Raw genomic sequence first — 23,351 nt, forward strand, 5'->3', positions numbered from 1 at the left:
CCGCCGCCTGGGCGCGATCAGCCACAGCGAACCCGCACCCCGCCCGAGACGCGAACCCCCGAAACGAACCCGGCCCCGGCCCTCAGGCCTCCGGCTTCCGCGGCGGATGGCTGCTCTTCACATGCGTACGCAACCGCGCCGTGACGTCCTCGGGCGGCAGGAAGCGGGACCAGCGTTCCGGGAACTCGGACGGCATGTCCGGATCGTCGGGGTCGACCTCCCGCGCCGCGGCCGCGCGGGCGACGTACTCGGCGACCTGGGCCTCCCGCAGCCGTTCGTTGGCGGCGCGGGCCGCGGCCGTGGCGGCGGCCGGCCAGACCCGGTCGATGGCGGCGTTCATGGCGGCGCCGACCAGCACGGCGAAGGCCGCCACACCGATCCACAGCAGCACGGCGACGGACGCGGCCAGGGAGCCGTAGATCGTCGCGCCCTCGATGGTGCTGGTCAGGTAGATGCGCAGCAGGAAGCTGCCGAGGACCCACATGGCCAGGGCGACCAGGGCGCCCGGCACGTCCTCGATCCACGGGGAGCGCACCGGCACGGAGACGTGGTACAGCGTGGTCAGGAAGACGACGGACAGGACGATCACGACCGGCCAGTACAGGACCTGTACGAGCGTCTCCGACCAGGGCACGATCCCGACCACCGCGTCCGGCCCGGCCACCATCAGCGGCAGCGCCACGGAGCCGATCAGCAGCGCGGCGATGAAGAGCAGGAAGGACACGATCCGGGTCTTCACGATGCCCCGGACGCCGTCGAGGCCGTACATCACGGTGATCGTGTCGATGAAGACGTTCACCGCGCGGGAGCCGGACCACAGGGCGAACAGGAAGCCGATGGAGATCACGTCGGGGCGGCCGCCCCGCACCACGTCGTGCAGGATCGGCTCCGCGATCTCCTTCACGCCCTTGTCGGACAGGACCGTGCGGGAGGCGTCCAGGAGGTTGGTCTCCAGGCTGGCGATGGTGTGGGCGCCGGTCCAGTCGTCGACGTAGCCGAGCAGTCCGATGAGGCTGAGCAGCAGCGGCGGGACGGACAGCAGGGTGAAGAAGGCGGCCTCGGCGGCGAGGCCGAGGATGCGGTACTCCATGCAGGAATTGACGGTGTCCTTGATCAGCAGCCAGGCCGTCCTGCGCTTGGAGACGTTCCGGTAGAGGGCCCTGGCCCGGTGGAGCCGGCCGGAGGGCCGCTCGGGGGTATCGCTTGCTGGCTGCACGCCCTAACGGTATCCGCCGTCCGGGGCAGTACTCATCTTCCGGGGTCCCGAAGCGATCTTCCGGGCCCCGCAGGATCTTGCGGGGCGCCCTGGGGTACCCCTGTGTCACGCTGGAGACCACCGCCGTCGCCCCGGGTAGGTTCGCAGACATGGCAGGCACCACCACCCATACCGTGACCAACCAGCCGCCCCCGCTGGTCGGATACGACCTCTTCGCCGCCGACCGCGTCCTCGTCGAGGCGGTGACCCGGCACACCGCCCCGGAGCCGCTGGACGAGGTGCGCGCCGAGCTGTCCTCGATCGGCGTCTCGGCCGGTTCGGCGCAGGTGCAGGAGTGGGGGACGCAGGCCAACGAGCACCCGCCGCGGCTGCGCACCCACGACCGCTACGGCAACCGAGTCGACGAGGTCGAGTTCCATCCCGCCTGGCACCGGCTGCTCGGCAAGGGCGTGGGCGCCGGCCTGACCAGCGGCTGGGTACGGCCGTCCGGGCACGTCCGGCGGGCGGCCGCCTTCCTGGTCTGGACCCAGGCCGAGGCCGGGAACTGCTGCCCGCTGTCGATGACGAACGCGGCGGTGCCCGCGCTGCGCACCGACCCGGAGCTGGCCGCCGTGTGGGAGCCGCTGCTGACGTCCGTGATCTACGACCGTGAGCTGCGGCCCGCGGCACAGAAGGCCGGCGCCCTCTTCGGCATGGGCATGACGGAGAAGCAGGGCGGCAGCGACGTACGCGCGAACACGACCACCGCCGCCCCGCTCGCCGAGTCCGGGACGTACACGCTCACCGGACACAAGTGGTTCTGCTCGGCACCGATGTCCGACGGCTTCCTGGTGCTGGCCCAGGCACCGGGCGGACTGACCTGTTTCCTGGTGCCGCGTGTCCTGGCGGACGGCACCCGCAACGTCTTCCTCCTCCAGCGCCTCAAGGACAAGCTCGGCAACCGGTCGAACGCGTCGAGCGAGGTGGAGTTCGACGGCACCTGGGCGCGGCGCGTGGGCGAGGAGGGGCGCGGGGTGCGGACCATCATCGAGATGGTCGCCGCGACCCGGCTCGACTGCGTACTGGGCTCGGCGGGGCTGATGCGGCAGGCGGTGGCCCAGGCCGTGCACCACTGCACGCACCGCGAGGCGTTCGGCGGGAAACTCGCCGACAAGCCGCTGATGCGCAACGTCCTGGCCGACCTCGCGATCGAATCGGAGGCCGCGACGACGCTCGCGCTCCGGCTGGCCGCCGCCTACGACGACGGCAGCGAGGCCGAACGGGCCCTGTTGCGGCTGGCGTTGCCGGCCGCCAAGTACTGGGTGACCAAGCGCTGCGCGCCGGTCGCCGTGGAGGCCGCCGAGTGCCTGGGCGGCAACGGCTACGCGGAGGAGTCGGGGCTGCCCCGGCTGGTGCGCGAGTCACCGCTGAACTCGGTCTGGGAGGGCGCGGGGAACATCCAGGCGCTGGACGTCCTGCGGGCGTTGCGACGCGAGCCAGGGGCGCTGGACGCCTACCTCCAGGAGATCGGCCGCGCCCACGGCGCCGACCACCGCCTGGACCGCGCGGTCAAGGATCTCTTCTCCGAACTGGCCGACCTGGAGGGCATGGAGGCCCGGGCCAGACGCCTGGTGGAACGCCTGGCGACGGTACTCCAGGGCTCCCTGCTGGTCCGCTTCGCACCCCCGGAGGTGGCCGACGCCTTCTGCGCGTCAAGACTGGGCAACGACTGGGGTTCATCCTTCGGCACCCTGCCGAAGGGCCTGGACCTGGCCTCCGTGGTGGATCGAGCACGGGTGCGCATCCCTGCCTGAAGGGGCGCGGGGCAGTATCGATATGCGGCTCCGCCGCGTGGGCGCGACGAGCCGCACACCACCGTCAACCGCCTGCACACCGTCAGCCGCACCCCCGTCCGCGCACGGTCGACGCGCCCGTCCGCGCACGGTCGACGCGCCCGTCCGCGCACGGTCGACGCGCCGCAGGCTGACGCGGGGGTGGTGCTGCGCCGACACGGCACCACCCCCGCTTCGGCCCATGTCAGGCCACGACGCCGGAGCGTCGGCTCAATTTTCGGCCACACCCGGTCCGTTCACCAGGGTTGCAAGGGGTTGCAACATATCGGTGTCTGTGTGCGGACTGTGTGCCTCCGGCACTGGAAAACGGCAGTATGAGACGCACAGCCGGACCGGAAACCGCCGCCCGGACGGCTTGACAAGACACTTCCACACCTTTTCCGAGGACTGTCCGGGAGGACCTCAGTGGGGAACCCGCCGATGGACGTGGCGCGACTCGCCGCGGTGGACGCGGCGCAGGCGGCACGGTTACTGAGCGAACTGCGCGAGGCGAGACTCGCCGGACAGCGTGGGCGGATCGCGCCCCGGCCGGTGATCGAGAAGTCCTGGGGGCGGATGCTGCGCGGCGGCGTCGACCCCGAACACGACTTCCGTTCGGGGCTGCTGTCTGCCGACGAAGTCCGGCGCAGACGTCAGGAGTCACCGCTCCGGGACGTACTGCCGGTGCTGCGCGAGGGGTTGCTTTCGGTCGCGGACGTCGCCCAGCACATCATGGTGGTCGCCGATGCCGACGGCCGGGTGCTGTGGCGCGAGGGTTCCTCGCCGGTGCTGCGCAAGGCGGACGGCGTCGGCTTCACACCAGGCGCCGACTGGCGCGAAGACGTCGTCGGCACCAACGGCGTCGGCACCCCGGCGGTGGTGCGGCGCCCCGTCCAGGTCTTCGCCGCCGAGCACTTCGTCCGCTCGCTCAGTTCCTGGACGTGTTCCGGCGCCCCCATCACCGACCCCCGGGACGGCAGGCTGCTCGGTGTGGTGGACGTCAGCGGTCCGCTGGAGACCATGCATCCGGCCACCCTGGCCTGGGTGAACTCGGTGGCCAAACTCGCCGAGGCCCGGTTGCGGGAGTTGCACCTGGCCGCGCTGGAGCGGCTGCGTGCGGTCGCGGCGCCGGTACTGGCCCGGCTGGGCGGGCGGGCACTGGCGGTGGACGCCGACGGCTGGACGGCGGCGGTCACCGGCATGCCGTATCCACAGCGGCTCGCGCTGCCCAAGTCCCTGTCGCCGGGCCGACGCTGGCTGCCGGCGCTGGGGCTGTGCTCGGTGGAGCCGCTGGCGGGGGGCTGGCTGCTGCGGGCGGTGGACGAGCCGGCACCGGCGGGCGGCGGCCGGCTGGTGCTGGACCTGGCCCAGCCGCGCCGGCCCTCGGTGACGGTGGGCGGCGGCGCCTGCTCCTGGTCAAGGGAACTGAGTCCCCGGCACGCCGAGTTGCTGTATCTGCTGGCGGTACGGCGCACCGGGCGGAGCGCGGCCGGGCTGGCCGAGGACGTCTTCGGGGACGCCTCACGGACGGTGACCGTGCGCGCCGAGATGTCCAGGATCCGGCGCTATCTGGGGGCGCTGCTCGAACACCGGCCCTATCGCTTCCGGGAGGACGCGGAGATCGAGGTGGTGCTCCCCGCCGACCCGCGCGACCTGCTGCCCTGCTCGAACGCCCCGGCGGTGGCGGCGGGCAGAGGGCCGGGCCCCCGGTCCGCGTGAAGGCCGGTTCGAAGGCGGGGTGTGAGGGCCGGGTGAGGGCCGGTGTGAAGGCCCGCTCCCCGGGGCTCATTTAACGCATCAGGGGCATCCGGTGACGTATCTTCCGCATATTTGCGGGGTCTTCGCGGTACGGCCGCCGCTACTGCCGTAGCATCCCGATGCGGGCTTCCCCAGCTGCTCCTCGGTCAACGTACGGACCATGGGGCGCAGTTGGCCCGCCTCGGGAGGAAACATGAAGCATCGCGGGAGACACCGGCGGCGCAGGCGGGGCGCGGCACTGCGCGCCGCCCTGGCCGGGGCCGCGCTGGCGCTCACCGCGACCGCCACGATCGTCAGCGCCTCGCAGGCCACCGTCGCCGAGGACCCGGGCGCGCTGAAGCCGCTGACCTCCGCCGCCGACACCGCGCGCCTCCAGCTTCAGGAACACCTGGTGCCGCGCCGCTCGCTGGACCGGCTCGCCTCGGCGATGGGCGGCACGGTCGGGGTCGCCGACGTCCTGGCGGACGCCGACCACACCCTGCGCGGGGCGGCCGACTGCGACTCCGACGACCGGGACTCGCTGCCGGTCACCCCGGCGGCCACCGAGGCGTACTGCTGGGACCCCACCGACACCCTCACCGACGACTGGCGGCCGGCCTCGGTGACCACCTCGTCCGACGCGGACGACGACGGCCTGTGGGGCGCCAACCGGGTCGTCCTGGCCGGCTGGACGCACAGCACCTCCAGCGGCCCCGCCGCCTCCCGGGGCCTGGCCAGGGTCGCGGTCGTGAACGAGAACGACCCGGCACACCCCTCGTACTCCTGGGTCCTGCTGACCGTGCCCAGCGCCGACGGCCGTACCTACCGGGGCCTGACCTCGGAGATCTCGGGCATGGCCTGGTACGAGGACAAGCTGCTGGTCACCACCACCCCGGGCAGCGCCGACGCGCTCTACGTCTACGACCTCAACCGCATCCAGCGCACCTCGGTGCTGACCGACGCGGTCGGCCGGGTGCCCGGCGGCTGGTCGGCCGACGGCTTCCGGTACGTGATGCCCGCCGTGGGCTCGTACCGGTTCACCGCGGGCGCCTGCTCCGCGGCCGGTGCGCCCTGTCCGAGCGCGCTCTCCGTGGACCGCGGGACGGCCCCGGACAGTCTGGTCCTCGGCGAGTGGACACCCGCCGGCAGCGATCAGCGGGCCCGGCTGTGGCGGTATGCGTTCGACGAGAACCCGCGGCACGACGGATCGCTCGCCACCGACGCCGCCGGCCGGGCGGACGCGGTCGAGGCGTACCGGACCGGGGCCTCCGAGATCCGGGGCGTCCTGTCGTACCGCCCGCCGGGTGCGACCGCCTCCGAGTGGTACGTCGGTCACCTCCCCGGCGCCATGGACGGGCACGGCAGCCTGTGGCGGCAGGACACCGAGGGCGCGCGGGCGGCCCGCTGCGGCTCGGACACCTCGCACCGCTGCTGGGCCGAGAGCACCGGCTCGCTCTCCTACGCCCCCGACACGGGCCAGGTGTGGTCGGTCACGGACCGCATGCTGTTCTCGGTGCCGCTGCGCTCGATCGACGCGTCGCTCGGATAATCGACACGTCGCTCGGACAACGGACTCGGCGCGCCGCTCGGACACGGACTCGACACGTCGCTCCGGCAACGGACATCGACACGGCCGGGGCCGGGATGATTGCCTGGCTCCCATGAGCAGCATCGTCGTGACCACCTGGTCCCTGGAGCAGACCTCCCCGGCCGACCTCCTCCCGGCCGCCGCGCCGGAGGGCGACACGGTCGAGGTCGTCCGCTCGCGGATCCCCTCCCCCGAGTTCAGCCGCTTCCTGTACGCCTCGGTCGGCGGCGACATCCGCTGGACCGACCGGCTGGGCTGGACGTACGCCCGGTGGCGGGAGCACCTGGAGCGGCCGGGCGTGGAGACCTGGGTCGGCTACGACCGGGGCACCCCGGCGGGCTACGTCGAGCTGGAACCGCAGGACGACGGGGTCGTGGAGATCGTCTACTTCGGCCTGATACCGGCGTTCCGGGGCCGCCGGATCGGCGGTCACCTGCTGTCGTACGGCGCCGCACGCGCCTGGGACCTGGCGGAACGGTGGCCCGGGCGGCCGCCGACGAAGCGGGTGTGGGTGCACACCTGCAGCCTGGACGGCGAGCACGCGATGGCCAACTACCAGCGACGGGGCTTCAGGCTCTTCGACACGAAGATCGAGGAGGAACCGGACGTCTCGGCGCCCGGGCCCTGGCCGGGGGCCGGCCCGGAGTCACGTCCCGGGGCGTGACCCACACCACCCTGTCTCAGTATTCAGAATAGATCCGTCCGAATCACGGACGATGGTGGACTGGCCCGAGATCCGCGTGACACGCTTCCGTCATGTCTGGAACTGGAACCGCCTTGGTGAGTCGGCGGCACGTCGACCTCGGCCGCATGTCCAGCGCCATCTGTCCGGCGGGCTGAGAGCACAGCACCGCCGCCCCTTCCTGTCCAGACCTTCCCTTGCGCAGTGTCGCGCAGAAATGCCCCCGTGCGCCCGTACGCGCAGGTAAGAGCCGCTTTCCCGCCTGTCCCGAAGGACGTATTCACCATGGCCGCCACCCCGCAGAACCCTGCCGCCTCCGCGCCCCGCCGCAAGGTGAGTCGTCACCGCGGTGAGGGTCAGTGGGCTATGGGTCACTTCACCCCGCTCAACGGCAACGAACAGTTCAAGAAGGACGACGACGGTCTCAATGTGCGGACACGCATTGAGACGATCTACTCCAAGCGTGGCTTCGACTCGATCGACCCCAACGACCTGCGCGGACGTATGCGCTGGTGGGGCCTGTACACGCAGCGCAAGCCCGGCATCGACGGTGGCAAGACGGCCATCCTGGAGCCGGAGGAGCTGGACGACAAGTACTTCATGCTGCGGGTGCGGATCGACGGCGGCCGCCTCACCACCCAGCAGCTGCGGGTGATCGGCGAGATCTCGCAGGAGTTCGCGCGGGGCAGCGCGGACGTCACCGACCGGCAGAACATCCAGCTGCACTGGATCCGCATCGAAGACGTTCCCGAGATCTGGAACCGTCTCGAGGCCGTCGGCCTGTCGACCACCGAGGCGTGCGGCGACACCCCGCGGGTGGTCATCGGCTCGCCGGTCGCCGGTATCGCCGAGGACGAGATCATCGACGGCAGCTGGGCGATCGACGAGATCAACCGGCGGTTCATCGGCAGCAAGGAGTTCTCCAACCTGCCGCGCAAGTTCAAGTCCGCGATCTCCGGCTCGCCGCTGCTGGACGTGGTGCACGAGATCAACGACATCGCCTTCGTGGGTGTCGAGCACCCCGAGCACGGCCCCGGCTTCGACCTGTGGGTCGGCGGCGGGCTGTCCACCAACCCGAAGATCGGCGTCCGGCTCGGCGCCTGGGTGCCGCTGGACGAGGTCCCGGACGTCTGGGCCGGTGTCATCGGCATCTTCCGGGACTACGGCTACCGGCGGCTGCGCACCCGCGCCCGGCTGAAGTTCCTGGTCGCCGACTGGGGCGCGGAGAAGTTCCGCCAGATCCTCGAGGACGAGTACCTCGAGCGGAAGCTCGTCGACGGACCGGCGCCGGCCGAGCCCCTGCAGCGCTGGCGCGACCACGTCGGCGTGCACCGGCAGCAGGACGGCAACTTCTACGTCGGGTTCGCCCCGCGCGTCGGCCGCGTGGACGGCACCACCCTGGCGAAGATCGCCGACCTCGCCGAGGCACACGGCTCGAGCCGGGTGCGGACCACCGTCGAGCAGAAGATGATCGTCCTCGATGTCACGGAGGACCAGGTCGACTCGCTGGTCGAGGCCCTGGAGGCGCTGGACCTGACCGCCAGGCCGTCCTCGTTCCGGCGCGGCACCATGGCCTGCACCGGCATCGAGTACTGCAAGCTCGCCATCGTCGAGACGAAGGCGCGCGGCTCCGCGCTCATCGACGAACTGGAGCGCCGGCTGCCCGACTTCGACGAGCCGCTGACCATCAACCTCAACGGCTGCCCGAACGCCTGCGCCCGCATCCAGGTCGCGGACATCGGTCTCAAGGGCCAGCTGGTCCTCGACGACCAGGGCGAGCAGGTCGAGGGCTTCCAGGTACACCTGGGCGGCGCGCTGGGTCTGGAGGCCGGTTTCGGCCGCAAGGTCCGCGGTCTCAAGGTGACCTCGGAGGAGCTGCCGGACTACGTCGAGCGGGTGCTCAGGCGTTTCCAGGCGGAGCGCGAGGACGGCGAGCGGTTCGCCGCCTGGGCGTCCCGCGCCAGTGAGGAGGCCCTCTCATGAGCGAGCGGGCCGCCCCCTTCTACTGCCCCTACTGCGGCGACGAGGACCTGCGTCCCAGCGAGCAGGGCCACGGCGCCTGGGAATGCGCGGCCTGCAACCGCGCATTCCAGCTGAAGTTCCTCGGGCTGCTCGCCCGGGGGCTGAAGCACTCCGACGCCGGAGGGGAACAGATATGACCACAGCTCAGGAAGACCGCACCACCGACGAATTGAAGGCGCTGGCCGAGCAGGCCGGCCGCGATCTCGAAGACGCCACCGCCCTGGAGATCCTCCAGTGGGCGGTGGACACCTTCGGCAAGGGTTTCTGCGTGACCTCCTCGATGGAGGACGCGGTGGTGGCCCATCTGGCGTCACGCGCCCAGAAGGGCGTGGACGTCGTCTTCCTCGACACCGGCTACCACTTCCCGGAGACCATCGGCACCCGGGACGCGGTCGAGGCCGTGATGGACGTCAACGTCATCACCCTCACCCCGCGCCAGACCGTCGCCGAGCAGGACGCCGAGTACGGCCCCAGGCTGCACGACCGCGACCCCGACCTGTGCTGCAAACTCCGCAAGGTGCAGCCGCTGGAGCAGGGCCTGACGAAGTACGCCGCCTGGGCGACCGGGCTGCGCCGCGACGAGTCCCCGACCCGGGCGAACACCCCGGTCGTCGGCTGGGACGAGAAGCGGCAGAAGGTCAAGATCTCGCCGATCGCCCGCTGGACCCAGGACGACGTGGACGCGTACGTCGCCGAACACGGCGTACTGACCAACCCGTTGCTGATGGACGGCTACGCCTCCGTCGGCTGCGCCCCCTGCACCCGCCGGGTGCTGGAGGGCGAGGACGCGCGCGCCGGACGCTGGGCGGGGCGGGCCAAGACCGAGTGCGGGCTGCACGGATGACGGCCACCACGCCTTCGACGAACCAGGAGAACAACGTGACGACCGGAGCCACCGTCTGGCTCACGGGTCTGCCGAGCGCCGGCAAGACCACCATCGCGTACGAGCTGGCCGGCCTGCTGCGGGCAGAGGGCCGCCTCGTGGAGGTGCTCGACGGCGACGAGATCCGCGAGTTCATCTCGGCGGGCCTCGGCTTCAGCCGCGAGGACCGGCACACCAACGTGCAGCGCATCGGCTTCCTGGCCGAGTTGCTGGCCCGCAACGGCGTGACGGCCCTTGTCCCGGTGATCGCCCCCTACGCGGACAGCCGGGACGCGGTGCGCAAGCGCCACGAGGAGAACGGCACCGCGTATGTCGAGGTGCATGTGGCGACCCCGGTCGAGGTGTGCTCCGTACGCGATGTGAAGGGTCTGTACGCCAAGCAGGCCGCCGGTGAGCTGACCGGGCTGACCGGGGTCGACGACCCCTACGAGGAGCCCGAGGCGCCCGATCTGCGGATCGAGTCGCAGCACCAGACCGTGCGGGAGTCCGCGGCGTCCGTGCACGCCCTGCTCAGCGGAAAGGGACTGGCATGACGACGACCGTGGCGGCTCACGGGGAGGGCACGGGCACCCCGTACGCCCTGTCCCACCTGGACGCGCTGGAGTCCGAGGCGGTCCACATCTTCCGTGAGGTGGCGGGCGAGTTCGAGCGGCCGGTGATCCTGTTCTCCGGCGGCAAGGACTCCATCGTCATGCTGCACCTGGCCCTGAAGGCGTTCGCCCCGGCGGCCGTCCCCTTCTCCCTGCTGCACGTGGACACCGGACACAACTTCCCCGAGGTCCTTGAGTACCGGGACCGTGTGGTGGCCGCACATGGGCTGCGCCTCCATGTGGCCTCCGTACAGGACTACATCGACCGGGGTGTGCTCAAGGAACGCCCGGACGGCACCCGCAACCCGCTCCAGACGCTCCCGCTCACCGAGAAGATCCAGAACGAGAACTTCGACGCGGTCTTCGGCGGCGGCCGCCGCGACGAGGAGAAGGCCCGCGCCAAGGAGCGGGTGTTCTCCCTGCGCGACGAGTTCTCCCAGTGGGACCCGCGCCGCCAGCGCCCCGAGCTGTGGAACCTCTACAACGGCCGGCACGCACCTGGCGAGCACGTCCGCGTCTTTCCCCTGAGCAACTGGACCGAGCTGGACGTCTGGCAGTACATCGCCCGCGAGCAGATCGAGCTGCCGGACATCTACTTCGCGCACGAGCGTGAGGTCTTCCAGCGCGGCGGGATGTGGCTGACCGCCGGCGAGTGGGGCGGCCCGAAGGGCGGCGAGACCGTCGAGAAGCGGCAGGTGCGGTACCGGACCGTCGGTGACATGTCCTGCACGGGCGCCGTCGACTCCGACGCCGGCACGCTGGACGCCGTGATCGCGGAGATCGCCGCCTCCCGGCTCACCGAGCGCGGTGCCACCCGGGCCGACGACAAGCTCTCCGAGGCCGCGATGGAAGACCGCAAGCGCGAGGGGTACTTCTAGAGATGAGCACGACCACCACGGAACTCGGCCTGACCGAGACCACCCTGCTGCGCTTCGCGACCGCCGGTTCGGTCGACGACGGCAAGTCCACCCTCGTCGGACGGCTGCTGCACGACTCCAAGTCGGTCCTCACCGACCAGTTGGAGGCCGTGGAGCGCGCCTCGGCCTCACGCGGGCAGGACGCACCCGACCTCGCCCTGCTCACCGACGGACTGCGGGCCGAGCGCGAACAGGGCATCACCATCGACGTGGCGTACCGTTACTTCGCCACGCCGCGGCGGCGGTTCATCCTCGCCGACACGCCCGGCCATGTGCAGTACACCCGCAACATGGTGACGGGTGCCTCCACCGCCGAGCTGACCGTGGTCCTGGTCGACGCCCGCAACGGGGTCGTGGAGCAGACCCGCCGGCACGCCGCGATCGCCGCCCTGCTGCGCGTCCCGCACGTGGTCCTCGCCGTCAACAAGATGGACCTGGTCTCCTACCAGGAGGCGATCTTCGCCGGGATCGCCGAGGAGTTCACGGCGTACGCGACCGAGCTGGGCGTCCCGGAGGTCACCGCGATCCCGATCTCGGCGCTGGTGGGCGACAACGTCGTGGAGCCGTCCGCGAACATGGACTGGTACGGCGGCCCGACCGTCCTGGAGCACCTGGAGACCGTCCCGGTCAGCCACGACCTGGCGCACTGCCACGCCCGGCTGCCCGTGCAGTACGTGATCCGCCCGCAGACCGCCGAGCACCCGGACTACCGGGGCTACGCCGGCCAGATCGCCGCCGGTACCTTCCACGTCGGCGAGCCGGTCACGGTCCTGCCGTCCGGCCGTACGACCACGATCTCGGGCATCGACCTCCTGGGCAGGCCGGTCGACTCGGCCTGGACGACCCAGTCGGTGACCCTGCTGCTCACCGACGACATCGACGTCTCGCGCGGCGACCTCATCGTGCCGACGAAGGACGCCCCGGCCACCACCCAGGAGGTCGAGGCGACCGTCTGCCACGTGGCGGACCAGCCGCTGACCGTCGGACACCGGGTGCTGCTCAAGCACGGCACCCGCACGGTCAAGGCGATCGTCAAGGACATCCCGTCCCGCCTCACCCTCGACGACCTGTCCCTGCACCCGCACCCGGGACAGCTCGTCGCCAACGACATCGGCCGGGTGAAGATCCGTACCGCCGAGCCGCTGCCGGTCGACTCCTACGCGGACTCGCGCCGCACCGGCTCGTTCATCCTGATCGACCCCGCCGACGGCACCACGCTCACCGCGGGCATGGTCGGCGAGTCGTTCGCCTCCCCCGAGCCTGTCAAGGACGAGGCGGAGAACGACGGGTGGGACTTCTGACATGACGATGACCGACGTCTACTCGACGTTCGCGAAGGAGGGCGGCCGCGTCGGCAGCGGCGACCTCGGGAGCGGGCAGGGCGGGGTGGCGCGATGTGCGTGCTGACGTACGCGCACTGCCTGCGCGCCCCGGCCCCCCACCCGACGTCCCGGATGCGACGAAGACCTGCCGACCTCCCGGCCACGACCTGAGAGACCGTGACCGCCGGGCCAACGAGAGGAAAGCCTCCCGTGCCTGCCAACCGCTCAACGCTCCTCCGCCGCGGCATAGCCGCGGTCGCCGCACTCCCCCTGCTCACGCTCGCCGCCTGCGGGTACGGGTCGGACTCCGACAAGAGCGACACCACCAAGGTCGCCGCCGGCGCCAAGAAGATCGACGGCCTCGACACCGTCAAGATCGGCTACTTCGGCAACCTGACCCACGGGACCGCGCTGGTGGGCAACCAGAAGGGCTTCTTCCAGAAGGAGCTCGGCGCCACCAAGGCCAAGTACGCGATCTTCAACGCGGGCCCCTCGGAGATCGAGGCGCTCAACTCGGGCTCCATCGACATCGGCTGGATCGGCCCCTCGCCGGCGATCAACGGCTACACCAAGTCCAACGGCACCGACCTGAAGATCATCGGCGGTTCGGCGTCGGGCGGCGTGAAGCTGGTCGTCGACCCGAAGAAGATCAAGTCCCTGAAGGACGTCAAGGGCAAGAAGATCGCGACGCCTCAGCTGGGCAACACGCAGGACGTGGCATTCCTCAACTGGGTCGCCGACCAGGGCTGGAAGGTCGACGCGCAGAGCGGCAAGGGCGACGTCACGGTCGTCCGCACCGACAACAAGATCACCCCGGACGCCTTCAAGGCCGGTTCCATCGACGGCGCCTGGGTGCCGGAGCCGACCGCGTCCAAGCTGGTCGCCGAGGGCGGCAAGGTGCTGCTCGACGAGTCCACGCTGTGGCCCGACAAGAAGTTCGTGATCACGAACATCATCGTGTCGCAGAAGTTCCTCAAGGCACACCCGAAGGTCGTCGAGGCCGTGCTGAAGGGCTCGGTCGACACCAACAAGTGGATCAACGCCAACCCGGACGCGGCCAAGGCCTCGGCCAACAAGCAGCTGGCGATCGACTCCGGCAAGGCGCTGCCGGACGACGTACTGAACTCCGCCTGGTCCTCGATCCAGTTCACCGACGACCCGCTGGCCTCCACGCTCAACACCGAGGCCGAGCACGCCGTCAAGGCCGGTCTGCTCACCGACCCGCTGCTGAAGAACATCTACGACCTGACGATCCTCAACAAGGTCCTCAAGGCCGAGGGCGCGAGCACGGTCGACGCCGCCGGTCTCGGCAGCAGCTGACACCGGTCCCGACGCGTTCCCAGGAGGTGACGACCATGGCCACGACCACGACACTCGCCAAGGCCGACGAGTCGGTGGAGTACGCGGCACGCCTTGAGCACGTCTCGAAGTCCTTCGCGACTCCCGGCGGACAGCAGCTCGTCCTGGACGACATCACGCTCGATGTCGCGCCGGGTGAGTTCGTCACCCTCCTGGGGGCCTCGGGGTGCGGCAAGTCCACGCTGCTGAACCTGGTGGCGGGGCTTGACCGGCCCACCGCGGGCTCCATCGCGACGGACGGGCGGCCCGCCCTGATGTTCCAGGAGCACGCCCTCTTCCCGTGGCTGACCGCGGGCAAGAACATCGAACTCGCCCTGAAGCTCAGGGGGGTTCCCAAGAACGACCGCCGTGCCAAGGCCGAGCAGCTGCTCGAACTGGTCCGGCTGAAGGGCGCGTACGGCAAGCGCGTCCACGAACTGTCGGGCGGTATGCGCCAGCGTGCGGCGCTGGCCCGGGCCCTCGCCCAGGAGAGCAACCTGCTGCTGATGGACGAGCCGTTCTCGGCCCTGGACGCCATCACCCGGGACGTGCTGCACGACGAGCTGACGCGTATCTGGGAGGAGACCGGGGTCTCCGTCCTGTTCGTCACGCACAACGTGCGCGAGGCGGTGCGGCTCGCCCAGCGGGTGATCCTGCTGTCGTCCCGCCCGGGCCGGATAGCGCGCGAGTGGACGGTCGGCATCCCGCAGCCGCGCCGCATCGAGGACGCGCCCGTGGCCGAACTGTCCCTTGAGATCACCGATGTACTGCGTGGGGAGATCCGCCGTCATGGCCAGCACTGAGACGACGCCGGTCAAGGACGGCGGAAGTGTCGAGGCGGGCCTCGACGCACTGGAGACGTCGACGACCGGCCGCCCGACCTTCCGGCAGACCTTCACCGCCAAGATCCTGCCGCCGATCATCGCGCTCGCCGTGGTCCTCGTGGTCTGGACGCTCCTCGTCCCGGTCGTCGACGACCCGTCCAAGCTGCCCTCGCCGGCCGCGGTGGGCGACACGTTCAAGGACGCCTGGCTCAAGGGCGACCTGCTCGGCTATATCTGGACCAGTGTCAGCCGCGGCCTGCTCGGCTTCCTCTTCGCGCTGGTCATCGGCACCCCGCTGGGTCTGCTGGTGGCCCGGGTGAAGTTCGTGCGCGCGGCCATCGGCCCGATCCTGTCCGGCCTCCAGTCGCTGCCGTCGGTGGCGTGGGTGCCGCCGGCCGTGATCTGGCTGGGCCTGAACAACTCGATGATGTACGCGGTGATCCTGCTCGGCGCGGTCCCCTCCATCGCCAACGGTCTGGTCTCCGGTGTCGACCAGGTGCCCCCGCTGTTCCTGCGCGCCGGACGCACCATGGGCGCGACCGGCGTGAAGGGCATCTGGCACGTGGTGCTGCCGGCGGCGCTGCCCGGCTATGTGGCGGGCCTGAAGCAGGGCTGGGCGTTCTCCTGGCGCTCGCTGATGGCGGCGGAGATCATCGCGAGCTTCCCGGACCTCGGCGTGGGCCTCGGCCAGCTGCTGGAGAACGCGCGCACCGCCAGCGACATGGCCATGGTGTTCGAGGCCATCATCCTGATCCTGTTCGTCGGCATCGCGATCGACCTGCTGATCTTCAGCCCGCTGGAGCGGTGGGTGCTGCGCAGCCGCGGTCTGCTGGTGAAGAGCTGAGGTAGCCCATGAGCAAGCCGGTCCTTGTCGTCATCGCCCACGGCAGCCGCGATCCGCGGCACGCGGCGACCGTGCACGCCCTGGTACGGCGGGTACGGTCGCTGCGGCCCGGGCTGCGCGTGGAGACCGGCTTCCTGGACTTCAACATCCCGTCGGTGCACGGGGTGCTGGAGTCCCTGGCGGCGGAAGGTGTCCGCGATGTCGTGGCCCTCCCCCTGCTGCTCACCCGCGCGTTCCATGCGAAGGCGGACATCCCGGCCGTCCTGCGGGACGCGCCGGCTCGGCTGCGGATCCGGCAGGCGGAGGTGCTCGGGCCGTCCCCGCTGCTCCTGGCGGCTCTCGAACGGCGGCTGCGCGAGGCGGGGCTGTCCCCCGCCGACAAACCCTCGACCGGGGTCGTCCTGGCCTCGGCGGGGTCCAGCGACCCGGAGGCGATCGCGGTGATCGCGGAAATCGCGCGGGAGTGGCGGCACACCGGTTGGTGCGCCGTGCGGCCCGCGTTCGCCTCCGCTTCCCTCCCCCGCACCGAGGACGCGGTACGGGAGCTGCGGGAGCTCGGCTGTGCCCGGGTGGCGGTCGCCCCCTACGTCCTCGCTCCCGGCTTCCTGCCCGACCGGATCGCGCGGGGCGCCGCGGAGGCGGACGTGCTGGCCGAGGTGCTCGGCCCGGCGCCCGAGGTGGCGCGGGTGCTGCTGGAGCGGTACGACGCGGCCCGCACCCCCGCCCTGGCGGCCGTAGGGGCCTGAGCGGTCCGGGGTCCCGTCCGAGGGGTGCCCTCGGGGTTCGCGGTCCGGCGCTCCCCTGTGACGTCGGACCGCGAACGGCCGGCCCACGGCGGTGCTCTCGCGAGCGTCACCGTCATGGCCGGCTCTTAGTTCAGCGTCGCGGCCCGCGAACGTGTCACACCAGGGCTTTATCGGTTCAGTCGTCAACAACTTGCGCCCATTGGGTAGTTGACCGGCCGATCGTGGTGCCCTCGGCGGCGACGATCCGGTGGCGCGGCCCCGTCCACCGTCCCAGGCCGTTGCGCTCGACGTCCCGGAGGGTCTCGCCGCTGGTGTATACGAACTCAGCGTCAGCGGGATGGTCCCGACGGGCTGCACCGCCCGACCGCGGCGCCGCGGGTCGCCGTACCGCGCGAAATCGTGTCGCCGGCGCCCTTCCTCGGCCTGCGGGCGGTCACGCTTCCGGGGCGGTGAGCTCCACCAGCTTGACGACCGTGTTCCAGTTGCGGGTGGTGGCGATCAGCCCCTTGTTGACCCGCGGCCGGGACAGCGCCTCCGCCAGCTTTGAGCGGCCGAGGCCGTCCGGGGCGTACAGGTACAGCGCGCGGTCGCCCAGCCGGAACTCCTCGGGGAGGTGGGCGGCGGGGTCCAGGTCCGCGAACCGCTCCGGCGCGACCGGCGCGGAGAAGTAGGTGACGTGGAGCTGTCTGCCCTCCAGTTCGGCGGCCGGGAACGGGCAGGCCTCGGCGATCGCCTTCAGGTAGGTGTGGTCGCGGACGAGCACGTCGACGCGGAAGCCGAACCGCTCCTCGATCGCCCCGGCCAGCTCCGCGGCCAGCGATTCGGCGTCCCCGTGGGCGGCGGCGAAGGCGGCCTGCCCGCTCTGCAGGTAGGTCTGCACGGACTCGTACCCCAAGCCGGTCATGAGCGCCCGCAGTTCGGCCATCGGGAGCTTCTTCCGGCCGCCCACGTTGATCCCGCGCAGCAGTGCCGCATACATCGTCATTCGAACACCTTAGAACGGCCGTCGTGCCCCGTGGGGGTGGGCACGACGGCCGTGCCGGGCATGCCGGACTGTCCGAAACTCTGGCCGATCGGACCGCTCCGGATCAACTCCTACACGCACCTGTGACTTGTTCAACAAGGTTCTGTAATCACAAAGCGGATCCCCGTCGTCGGAAGGGACAGCCCTGATCATCACCCCCGAGATGGGTCGATAGATGTAAGGGCCCGACATCCTCCCAGGCGATGAGAGCCGGCCGCCGCACTTCACCGGACAGCACGAGGAGTCGGTCTTGTCCGGCCCATACCTTCGAATCGAACGAAGGAAGTCGTGAAGAAATCGTGACGGCCGGGGCCGTCACCGCACACGAGGGGGCAATCCCGTCATGGGGAACGGAGACACGCGGGTGCGGGGCCTGGCCGCCCGGGCCGGCGGCTGGAGCGCCCGGCACCGCTGGGCCGCCGTCGGCATATGGGTACTGTTCGTCGTCCTGGCGATGGGACTCGGCTCGGCGGCCGGCCGGGTCGATGTCGACGAGAGCGACCAGCTCAAGGGCGAGACCCACACCGCAGCGAAGATCATCGACGACGCGGGGATCAAGGAACCGGCCGGCGAGACGGTCCTGATCCAGTCCGAGGACCCGTCGGTCAAGGCCACGGACGCCGGGTTCAGGTCCGCCGTCGCGGCCGTCGTCAAGGCGGTCGACGGCACCGGCAAGGCCACGGACATCACCTCTCCGTACACCACCGGAACCATCTCGAAGGACGGCCGCAGCGCGCTGGTCCAGTTCGACATGCGCGGCGACGCGGAGACCGCCGCGGACCGGGTCGAGCCGGTGCTGGACGCGGTGGCCGGGGTGCAGAAGGCGCACGGCACACTGCGGATCGCGGAGATCGGCGGCGCCAGCATGGACAAGCAGTACGGCGACGCCTTCGGCAAGGACTTCAAGCGGGCCGAGTACTCCGCCGTGCCGGTGGCCTTCGGCATCCTGCTGATCGCCTTCGGCGCGCTGGTGGCCGCACTGCTGCCGGTCGGCCTGGCGATCACCGCGATCATGGCGACGATGGGCCTGATGGGTCTGGTCAGCCATCTGCAGCCGATGAGTGACACCGCCAACTCCGTGATGCTGCTGGTCGGCATGGCCGTCGGCGTCGACTACTGCCTGTTCTACCTGCGCCGGGAACGCGAGGAGCGGGAGGCCGGCCGGGACGCGGGCGCGGCGCTGCGGATCGCCGCCGCCACCAGCGGCCGGGCCATCATCGTCTCCGGCGTCACGGTCTGCGTGGCGATGGCGGGCATGCTGTTCACCGGCCTCGCCGAGTTCGAGGCGATGGGCCTGGCCTCCCTGATGGTCGTCGCGGTCGCCATGGTCGGCTCGGTCACCGTCCTGCCCGCGCTGCTCTCCCTGCTGGGCGAGCGGGTCGAGAAGGGCCGGATCCCGTTCCTGCGCCGCCGGGGGCGCGCCCACGGCCCCTCCGAAAGCCGGTTCTGGAGCGCCGTGCTGCGGGGCGTGCTCGCCAGGCCGCTGGTCTCCGTGCTCGTCGCGGTCGGCGCGCTGCTCGCGGTCGCCGCACCCGCCCTCGGGATGAAGACCTCGCAGCTCACCCTGGACCAGGAGTTCGGCGGCTCGCTGCCGATCGTGCAGACCTACGACCGGGTCAACCAGGCCTTCCCCGGCGGCTCCGAGCCGGCCGAGGTGGTCGTCAGGGCGAAGGACATCAACGCCCCCGAGGTCAAGCAGGCGCTGACCGACTTCCGGGAGCAGGCGATCAGTTCGGGCGCCTCGCGCGGCCCGGTCGACATCAGGCTGCACGACGCCCAGAACGTCGCCCTGATCTCCGTACCGCTGGTCGGCGGCTCCGACATGGACAGGGCCGGCAAGAGCCTGGAGAAGCTGCGCGACCAGGTACGGCCCGCCACGCTCGGCAAGGTCGCCGGGGTGCAGGCGCCGGTGACCGGGAACGTCGCGGGCAACGAGGACTTCAACGACCAGCTGATGGGCTCGGTCGTCCCGGTCTTCGCCTTCGTGGTCGTCTTCGCCTTCCTCCTGATGCTGCTGTCGTTCCGCTCGCTGACGGTCGCCATCACCTCGATCCTGCTCAACCTGCTCTCGGTCGGCGCCGCCTACGGCATCCTGGTCGCCGTCTTCCAGCACGGCTGGGGTGCCTCCCTGGTGGGGGCCGAGGGCGTCGGCGCGATCGTCAGCTGGCTGCCGCTGTTCCTCTTCGTGATCCTGTTCGGCCTGTCGATGGACTACCACGTGTTCGTGGTCTCCCGGATCCGCGAGGCCCGGCTGCGCGGCCGGTCCACCAGGGACGCCATCCAGCACGGGGTGGTCACCACGGCCGGGGTCGTCACCAGCGCCGCCGTCATCATGGTCGCCGTGTTCGCGATCTTCGGCACGCTGTCCATGCAGTCCATGAAGCAGATGGGCGTGGGCCTGGCGGCCGCGGTCCTCATCGACGCGACGGTCATCCGGGGCGTGCTGCTCCCGGCGGTGATGGCCCTGCTCGGCGAGCGCAACTGGTACCTGCCGCGCTGGCTGCACTGGCTGCCGGACCTGACCCACGACGAGTCGCCGGAGCCGGTGGCGCCGTCGGCGACCCGGGGCGAGCAGGACCGGCTGCCGGTCTGAGTTCCGGGTAACACCCTCTGGCACAGGGTCCGTTGGTCTCCGGGGGAGCCGACGGGCCCTGTTCGGTGCGTACGGGTGCTCAGCGCTGGTAGCGGGCCAGGACCAGGTTGCCGTCCCGCTCCAGGCGGTGGCGGAGTTCGTCGAGGCCGATGGCGCCGCTGTAGTACGACTGGAGGGCGGGGGTGGCCACCTTGTCCTTCCACTCCGGGTAGCCGCGGACCGTCTGGGCGGGGGCCGGGCTGAGGTGCCCGGCCAGGGCGGTGCCGGTGGCCCAGCCGTACCTGGCGGTGTGCAGGGCCGGGTCCCGCAGGGCCTGGGTGCCGGTGGGCAGCATCCAGTCGCCGAGGGCGAGCCGGACCATGTTCTTCGGCCGGAGCAGGAAGTCGATGAACTCGGCGGCCGCCCTCTTGTGGTGACTGTCCTCGGCTATGGACAGCGTCTGCGGGCTGACGCCCTGGGCGAGTCCGTCGGCGCCGGCCGGGGCGGGCAGCACCTCCCAGTGGAAGCCCTTCGGCGCCTGCTGGACGATCTGCTGACGGTAGGAGAAGCCGAGCGGGACCATCGCGTACCTGCCGCCGAAGAAGCCCGGCAGGGTGTCCGAGCCGCCGCTGCCCAGTGTGGAGCCGGGTGCGCTGTGGTCGATGCCGACCTGGTCGTGAATGGTGCGCGGCACGACCTGGTCGGCTCCGTCGAAGCGCACGGTCACCTTGCCGTCGGCGCCCCGGTGGAAGAGCTGTCCGCCCGCCGACAGGGAGAGGTTGAGGGTGGCGGAGACGGGCTCCTTGAGCGGCCAGGCGACGCCGTACCTGCCGTCACCGCTGAGCTCCTTGGTGACCTGCCTGAACTCCTGCCAGCTCCAAGGTCGTTCGGGCGTCGGTATCCGCACCCCCGCCTTCGCGAGCCAGGTGCTGTTGGCGATCAGCACCCGCGGCTCCTGCAGGAACGGCACGCCGTAAACACCGTCACCGAAGGTCGCCGTCTGCCAACTGCGCTGCGGTATGCCGGACTTGAGCCGGGCGGGCAGCAAGTCGGTCAGGTCGGCGAGGTAGCCGCCGTAGGCGAAGTCGGCGAGGTCGTCGGAGGCGTCGTGGATGATGTCCGGGGCCTCACCGCCCTCGAAGGAGGTGAGCAGCTGGTCGTGGACGCTGTCCCAACTGCCCTGTACGTACTCGACCCTGACGCCAGGGTGAGTGGCGTTCCACTCCTTCACCAGCTCCTTGTTGGCCGCGACCGACTCCTCCTGCCAGGCCAGGGACTGGAAACGGAGGGTGATCGGAGCGCCGTCCGCCTTCCCGCCGGCCGAGCAGCCGGTGAGCAGGAGAAGCAGGACGACGAGTGCCGTGGTGGCCCTGGTCCGCATCAGCTCTTCACCGCCCCGGTGAGCATTCCGCCGGTGATCCGCCGCTGGACGAGCGCGAAGACGAGCAGCGAGGGCAGCGTGGCCAGGAACGCCGCCGCGGCGAGGGGGCCCAGGTCGGCCACGCCCTCCGCGCCGATGAAGTGGGTGAGGACGACCGGCAGGGTCTGCTTCTCCGGTGTCTTCAGCAGCACCAACGCGAAGAAGAACTCGTTCCACGCGGTGACGAAGGCGAACAGCCCGGTCGCCACGACCCCGGGGGCCAGCAGCGGTGCCGTCACCGACACCAGTGTCCGCAGCCGCCCGGCCCCGTCCACGGCCGCGGCCTCCTCCAGTTCGACGGGGACCGCCCGCACGTAGCCGACGAGCATCCACAGCGCGAACGGCAGTGCCCACACCACGTACACCATCACCAGCCCGGACAGGGAGTCGATCAGCCGCAGGTGCTTCAGCACCAGGAACAGCGGGATGATCACCAGCACGAAGGGGAAGGCCTGGCTGACCACCACCCATCCGGTGGCCGCCCGGGACAGCGCCCCGCGCCGCCGGGCCATGACGTACGCCATCGGGGTCGCGAGCAGTACGGCGATCAGCGCGGCGCCGAGCGCGACCAGCAGGGAGTTGAGGCCGGCGCGCAGCAGCGGCTGTTCGTCGAAGGCCTGCCGGAAGTTGGCCAGGGTCGGGTGCCGGGGGATCCAGGTGGGGTGCAGACTGCCCAGTTCCGTCGGTGACTTGAAGGCCGTGGAGAGCAGCCAGAGCAGCGGGAAGGCCAGGAAGACGAGGTAGCCGAGCAGGGCCGCGTACTGGGCGACGCGGGCGCCGGTGCGGGTCCTCACGCGTCCTCGCCTCCCCGCAGCCGGCCCGCCAGGAAGACGGCCAGCAGCACGGCGATCACCGCGACCATCACACAGCCCATCGCCGCCGCATACCCGAACTGGCCGTAGCGGAAGGCCTCTTCGTAGGCGAACAGCATCGGCAGCCGGGTCTTGCCGCCGGGGCCGCCGTTGGTCAGGACGTAGACCAGGGCGAAGGAGTTGAAGTTCCAGATGAGGTTGAGCGCGGTGACGGCCAGGGCGACGGGTCTGAGGGCGGGCCAGGTGACCGTGCGGAAGCGGCGCCAGGCGCCGGCGCCGTCCACGGCCGCGGCCTCGTGCAGTTCGCGCGGGGTGTTCTGCAGGCCGGCGAGCAGGGCGACCGTGGTCTGCGGCAGCCCCGCCCAGACACCGACCACGATCACGGCGGGCAGGGCGCTGCCGAGGCCGCTCAGCCAGTCCCGGCCGTCGCCGAGGCCGAGGTCGCGCAGGGTCTCGTTGAGGATCCCCGCGTCCGGGTTGTAGACCAGCCGCCACATGATGCCGACGACGACCTCGGGCATCGCCCACGGCACGATCGCCAGGGCGCGGGCCAGCCAGCGCAGCCGCAACTCCTGGTCGAGGAGGAGGGCCAGGCCGAGGGCGAGCAGGAACTGGGGCACGGTCACCCCGACGGCCCAGACCAGGCCGATCCGGAACGACTCCCAGAAGAGCGTGTCGTGCAGGAGGTCCTGGAAGTTGAGGCCGCCGATCCACCGGGTGGCGGCGGTCCGGCCGGACTGGGCGTCGGTGAAGGCCAGCAGGATCCCGTAGAGCAGCGGGCCGACGCTCAGGACGAGGATCGGGATCAGGGCCGGCAGAACAAGGAACCAGGCGCCGTGGCCGGTCAGGCGTGCGGCGGCCGGTCGCCGCACGGTGGCCACGTTCGTCGCCAATGCCACGTCATCCCCCTTTGCGCGGCCCGGTCGGACCCGGTCATGGTCGTGAAGGCAGGTTGTCCCGTCAAGGCACCGCGCACATGCCGCGACCTCCGCGGATGCGAGAC

General features: G+C 71.0%; 21 protein-coding genes. 16 read left to right on the plus strand and 5 right to left on the minus strand.

Going from position 1 to position 23,351, the window contains the following annotated elements; all coding sequences use genetic code 11:
- Positions 1-82: 82 nt before the first annotated feature.
- Entirely contained in the window at positions 83-1,216 is a 1,134-nt protein-coding gene (locus ABZ642_RS02385; RefSeq protein WP_360475747.1) for a YihY/virulence factor BrkB family protein, read from the minus strand.
- Between the two features lie 149 nt (positions 1,217-1,365).
- Between ABZ642_RS02385 and ABZ642_RS02390 the strand changes: the two genes are divergently transcribed.
- From ABZ642_RS02390 to ABZ642_RS02460, 15 genes are all read left to right on the plus strand, one after another.
- Positions 1,366-3,009, plus strand: coding sequence for an acyl-CoA dehydrogenase family protein (locus ABZ642_RS02390; protein WP_360475750.1), 1,644 nt, complete (start codon positions 1,366-1,368; stop codon positions 3,007-3,009).
- A gap of 459 nt (positions 3,010-3,468) precedes the next feature.
- Positions 3,469-4,746: a GAF domain-containing protein gene (locus tag ABZ642_RS02395; protein WP_360475753.1), complete on the plus strand. Its 1,278-nt coding sequence runs from the start codon at positions 3,469-3,471 to the stop codon at positions 4,744-4,746.
- A gap of 232 nt (positions 4,747-4,978) precedes the next feature.
- A complete protein-coding gene (locus ABZ642_RS02400) occupies positions 4,979-6,313 on the plus strand; it encodes a hypothetical protein (protein WP_360475756.1) in 1,335 nt (444 codons plus the stop codon).
- A 112-nt stretch (positions 6,314-6,425) separates the two neighbouring features.
- A complete protein-coding gene (locus ABZ642_RS02405) occupies positions 6,426-7,016 on the plus strand; it encodes a GNAT family N-acetyltransferase (protein WP_360475759.1) in 591 nt (196 codons plus the stop codon).
- Positions 7,017-7,108: 92 nt separating this feature from the next.
- Positions 7,109-7,192, plus strand: coding sequence for a putative leader peptide (locus ABZ642_RS02410; RefSeq protein WP_360476077.1), 84 nt, complete (start codon positions 7,109-7,111; stop codon positions 7,190-7,192).
- A gap of 127 nt (positions 7,193-7,319) precedes the next feature.
- The gene (locus tag ABZ642_RS02415; RefSeq protein ID WP_360475762.1) at positions 7,320-9,017 is read left to right on the plus strand and encodes a nitrite/sulfite reductase; all 1,698 of its coding nucleotides are present in this window, start codon (positions 7,320-7,322) and stop codon (positions 9,015-9,017) included.
- Complete coding sequence (locus ABZ642_RS02420; RefSeq protein WP_360475765.1) at positions 9,014-9,193, plus strand: hypothetical protein; 180 nt, start codon at positions 9,014-9,016, stop codon at positions 9,191-9,193. The genes ABZ642_RS02415 and ABZ642_RS02420 overlap by 4 nt, the downstream gene beginning before the upstream one ends.
- Positions 9,190-9,900, plus strand: a complete 711-nt coding sequence (locus ABZ642_RS02425) for a phosphoadenylyl-sulfate reductase (RefSeq protein WP_360475767.1) — start codon at positions 9,190-9,192, stop codon at positions 9,898-9,900. Before ABZ642_RS02420 ends, ABZ642_RS02425 begins: the two co-directional genes overlap by 4 nt.
- Complete coding sequence (gene cysC / locus ABZ642_RS02430; protein WP_360475770.1) at positions 9,897-10,472, plus strand: adenylyl-sulfate kinase; 576 nt, start codon at positions 9,897-9,899, stop codon at positions 10,470-10,472. The genes ABZ642_RS02425 and cysC overlap by 4 nt, the downstream gene beginning before the upstream one ends.
- Entirely contained in the window at positions 10,469-11,407 is a 939-nt protein-coding gene (gene cysD / locus ABZ642_RS02435; protein ID WP_360475773.1) for a sulfate adenylyltransferase subunit CysD, read from the plus strand. Before cysC ends, cysD begins: the two co-directional genes overlap by 4 nt.
- A gap of 2 nt (positions 11,408-11,409) precedes the next feature.
- Positions 11,410-12,747, plus strand: coding sequence for a GTP-binding protein (locus ABZ642_RS02440; protein WP_360475776.1), 1,338 nt, complete (start codon positions 11,410-11,412; stop codon positions 12,745-12,747).
- Between the two features lie 231 nt (positions 12,748-12,978).
- On the plus strand, positions 12,979-14,088 hold the full coding sequence (locus ABZ642_RS02445) for an aliphatic sulfonate ABC transporter substrate-binding protein (RefSeq protein ID WP_360475779.1): 1,110 nt from the start codon (positions 12,979-12,981) through the stop codon (positions 14,086-14,088).
- Between the two features lie 35 nt (positions 14,089-14,123).
- Positions 14,124-14,909 (plus strand): ABC transporter ATP-binding protein, encoded by a 786-nt coding sequence (locus tag ABZ642_RS02450; protein WP_360475782.1) that lies wholly within the window; start codon positions 14,124-14,126, stop codon positions 14,907-14,909.
- Positions 14,896-15,774, plus strand: coding sequence for an ABC transporter permease (locus tag ABZ642_RS02455; RefSeq protein ID WP_360475785.1), 879 nt, complete (start codon positions 14,896-14,898; stop codon positions 15,772-15,774). Before ABZ642_RS02450 ends, ABZ642_RS02455 begins: the two co-directional genes overlap by 14 nt.
- Positions 15,775-15,782: 8 nt before the next feature.
- Positions 15,783-16,520 (plus strand): sirohydrochlorin chelatase, encoded by a 738-nt coding sequence (locus tag ABZ642_RS02460; protein ID WP_360475788.1) that lies wholly within the window; start codon positions 15,783-15,785, stop codon positions 16,518-16,520.
- Positions 16,521-16,953: 433 nt separating this feature from the next.
- On the opposite strand, the gene ABZ642_RS02465 is transcribed toward ABZ642_RS02460, so the two are convergent.
- A complete protein-coding gene (locus ABZ642_RS02465) occupies positions 16,954-17,505 on the minus strand; it encodes a DUF1697 domain-containing protein (protein WP_360475791.1) in 552 nt (183 codons plus the stop codon).
- Between the two features lie 382 nt (positions 17,506-17,887).
- Between ABZ642_RS02465 and ABZ642_RS02470 the strand changes: the two genes are divergently transcribed.
- Complete coding sequence (locus ABZ642_RS02470) at positions 17,888-20,137, plus strand: MMPL family transporter (RefSeq protein ID WP_360475794.1); 2,250 nt, start codon at positions 17,888-17,890, stop codon at positions 20,135-20,137.
- Between the two features lie 79 nt (positions 20,138-20,216).
- Here ABZ642_RS02470 and ABZ642_RS02475 read toward each other — a convergent pair whose 3' ends face one another.
- Genes ABZ642_RS02475 through ABZ642_RS02485 form a run of 3 tightly spaced genes read right to left on the minus strand, consistent with a single transcriptional unit; the run spans position 20,217 to position 23,241 of the window.
- A complete protein-coding gene (locus ABZ642_RS02475) occupies positions 20,217-21,497 on the minus strand; it encodes a sugar ABC transporter substrate-binding protein (RefSeq protein WP_360475797.1) in 1,281 nt (426 codons plus the stop codon).
- Complete coding sequence (locus tag ABZ642_RS02480; RefSeq protein WP_360475800.1) at positions 21,497-22,330, minus strand: carbohydrate ABC transporter permease; 834 nt, start codon at positions 22,328-22,330, stop codon at positions 21,497-21,499. The genes ABZ642_RS02475 and ABZ642_RS02480 overlap by 1 nt, the downstream gene beginning before the upstream one ends.
- Complete coding sequence (locus ABZ642_RS02485) at positions 22,327-23,241, minus strand: sugar ABC transporter permease (protein ID WP_360476080.1); 915 nt, start codon at positions 23,239-23,241, stop codon at positions 22,327-22,329. Before ABZ642_RS02485 ends, ABZ642_RS02480 begins: the two co-directional genes overlap by 4 nt.
- Positions 23,242-23,351 lie beyond the last annotated feature (110 nt).

The sequence above is a fragment of the Streptomyces sp. NPDC007157 genome (genome assembly GCF_040634235.1).
Lineage (GTDB): Bacteria > Actinomycetota > Actinomycetes > Streptomycetales > Streptomycetaceae > Streptomyces.

What these genes read in the sequence shown, in the direction of transcription:
- cysC (WP_360475770.1), top strand. Translation starts at nt 9,897, where the DNA reads ATGACGGCCACCACGCCTTCGACGAACCAGGAGAACAACGTGACGACC.
- ABZ642_RS02470 (WP_360475794.1), top strand. Translation starts at nt 17,888, where the DNA reads ATGGGGAACGGAGACACGCGGGTGCGGGGCCTGGCCGCCCGGGCCGGC.
- ABZ642_RS02455 (WP_360475785.1), top strand. Translation starts at nt 14,896, where the DNA reads ATGGCCAGCACTGAGACGACGCCGGTCAAGGACGGCGGAAGTGTCGAG.
- ABZ642_RS02400 (WP_360475756.1), top strand. Translation starts at nt 4,979, where the DNA reads ATGAAGCATCGCGGGAGACACCGGCGGCGCAGGCGGGGCGCGGCACTG.
- ABZ642_RS02460 (WP_360475788.1), top strand. Translation starts at nt 15,783, where the DNA reads ATGAGCAAGCCGGTCCTTGTCGTCATCGCCCACGGCAGCCGCGATCCG.
- ABZ642_RS02410 (WP_360476077.1), top strand. Translation starts at nt 7,109, where the DNA reads ATGTCTGGAACTGGAACCGCCTTGGTGAGTCGGCGGCACGTCGACCTC.
- ABZ642_RS02405 (WP_360475759.1), top strand. Translation starts at nt 6,426, where the DNA reads ATGAGCAGCATCGTCGTGACCACCTGGTCCCTGGAGCAGACCTCCCCG.
- ABZ642_RS02395 (WP_360475753.1), top strand. Translation starts at nt 3,469, where the DNA reads ATGGACGTGGCGCGACTCGCCGCGGTGGACGCGGCGCAGGCGGCACGG.
- cysD (WP_360475773.1), top strand. Translation starts at nt 10,469, where the DNA reads ATGACGACGACCGTGGCGGCTCACGGGGAGGGCACGGGCACCCCGTAC.
- ABZ642_RS02465 (WP_360475791.1), bottom strand. Translation starts at nt 17,505, where the DNA reads ATGACGATGTATGCGGCACTGCTGCGCGGGATCAACGTGGGCGGCCGG.
- ABZ642_RS02475 (WP_360475797.1), bottom strand. Translation starts at nt 21,497, where the DNA reads ATGCGGACCAGGGCCACCACGGCACTCGTCGTCCTGCTTCTCCTGCTC.
- ABZ642_RS02420 (WP_360475765.1), top strand. Translation starts at nt 9,014, where the DNA reads ATGAGCGAGCGGGCCGCCCCCTTCTACTGCCCCTACTGCGGCGACGAG.
- ABZ642_RS02425 (WP_360475767.1), top strand. Translation starts at nt 9,190, where the DNA reads ATGACCACAGCTCAGGAAGACCGCACCACCGACGAATTGAAGGCGCTG.
- ABZ642_RS02390 (WP_360475750.1), top strand. Translation starts at nt 1,366, where the DNA reads ATGGCAGGCACCACCACCCATACCGTGACCAACCAGCCGCCCCCGCTG.
- ABZ642_RS02415 (WP_360475762.1), top strand. Translation starts at nt 7,320, where the DNA reads ATGGCCGCCACCCCGCAGAACCCTGCCGCCTCCGCGCCCCGCCGCAAG.
- ABZ642_RS02450 (WP_360475782.1), top strand. Translation starts at nt 14,124, where the DNA reads ATGGCCACGACCACGACACTCGCCAAGGCCGACGAGTCGGTGGAGTAC.
- ABZ642_RS02440 (WP_360475776.1), top strand. Translation starts at nt 11,410, where the DNA reads ATGAGCACGACCACCACGGAACTCGGCCTGACCGAGACCACCCTGCTG.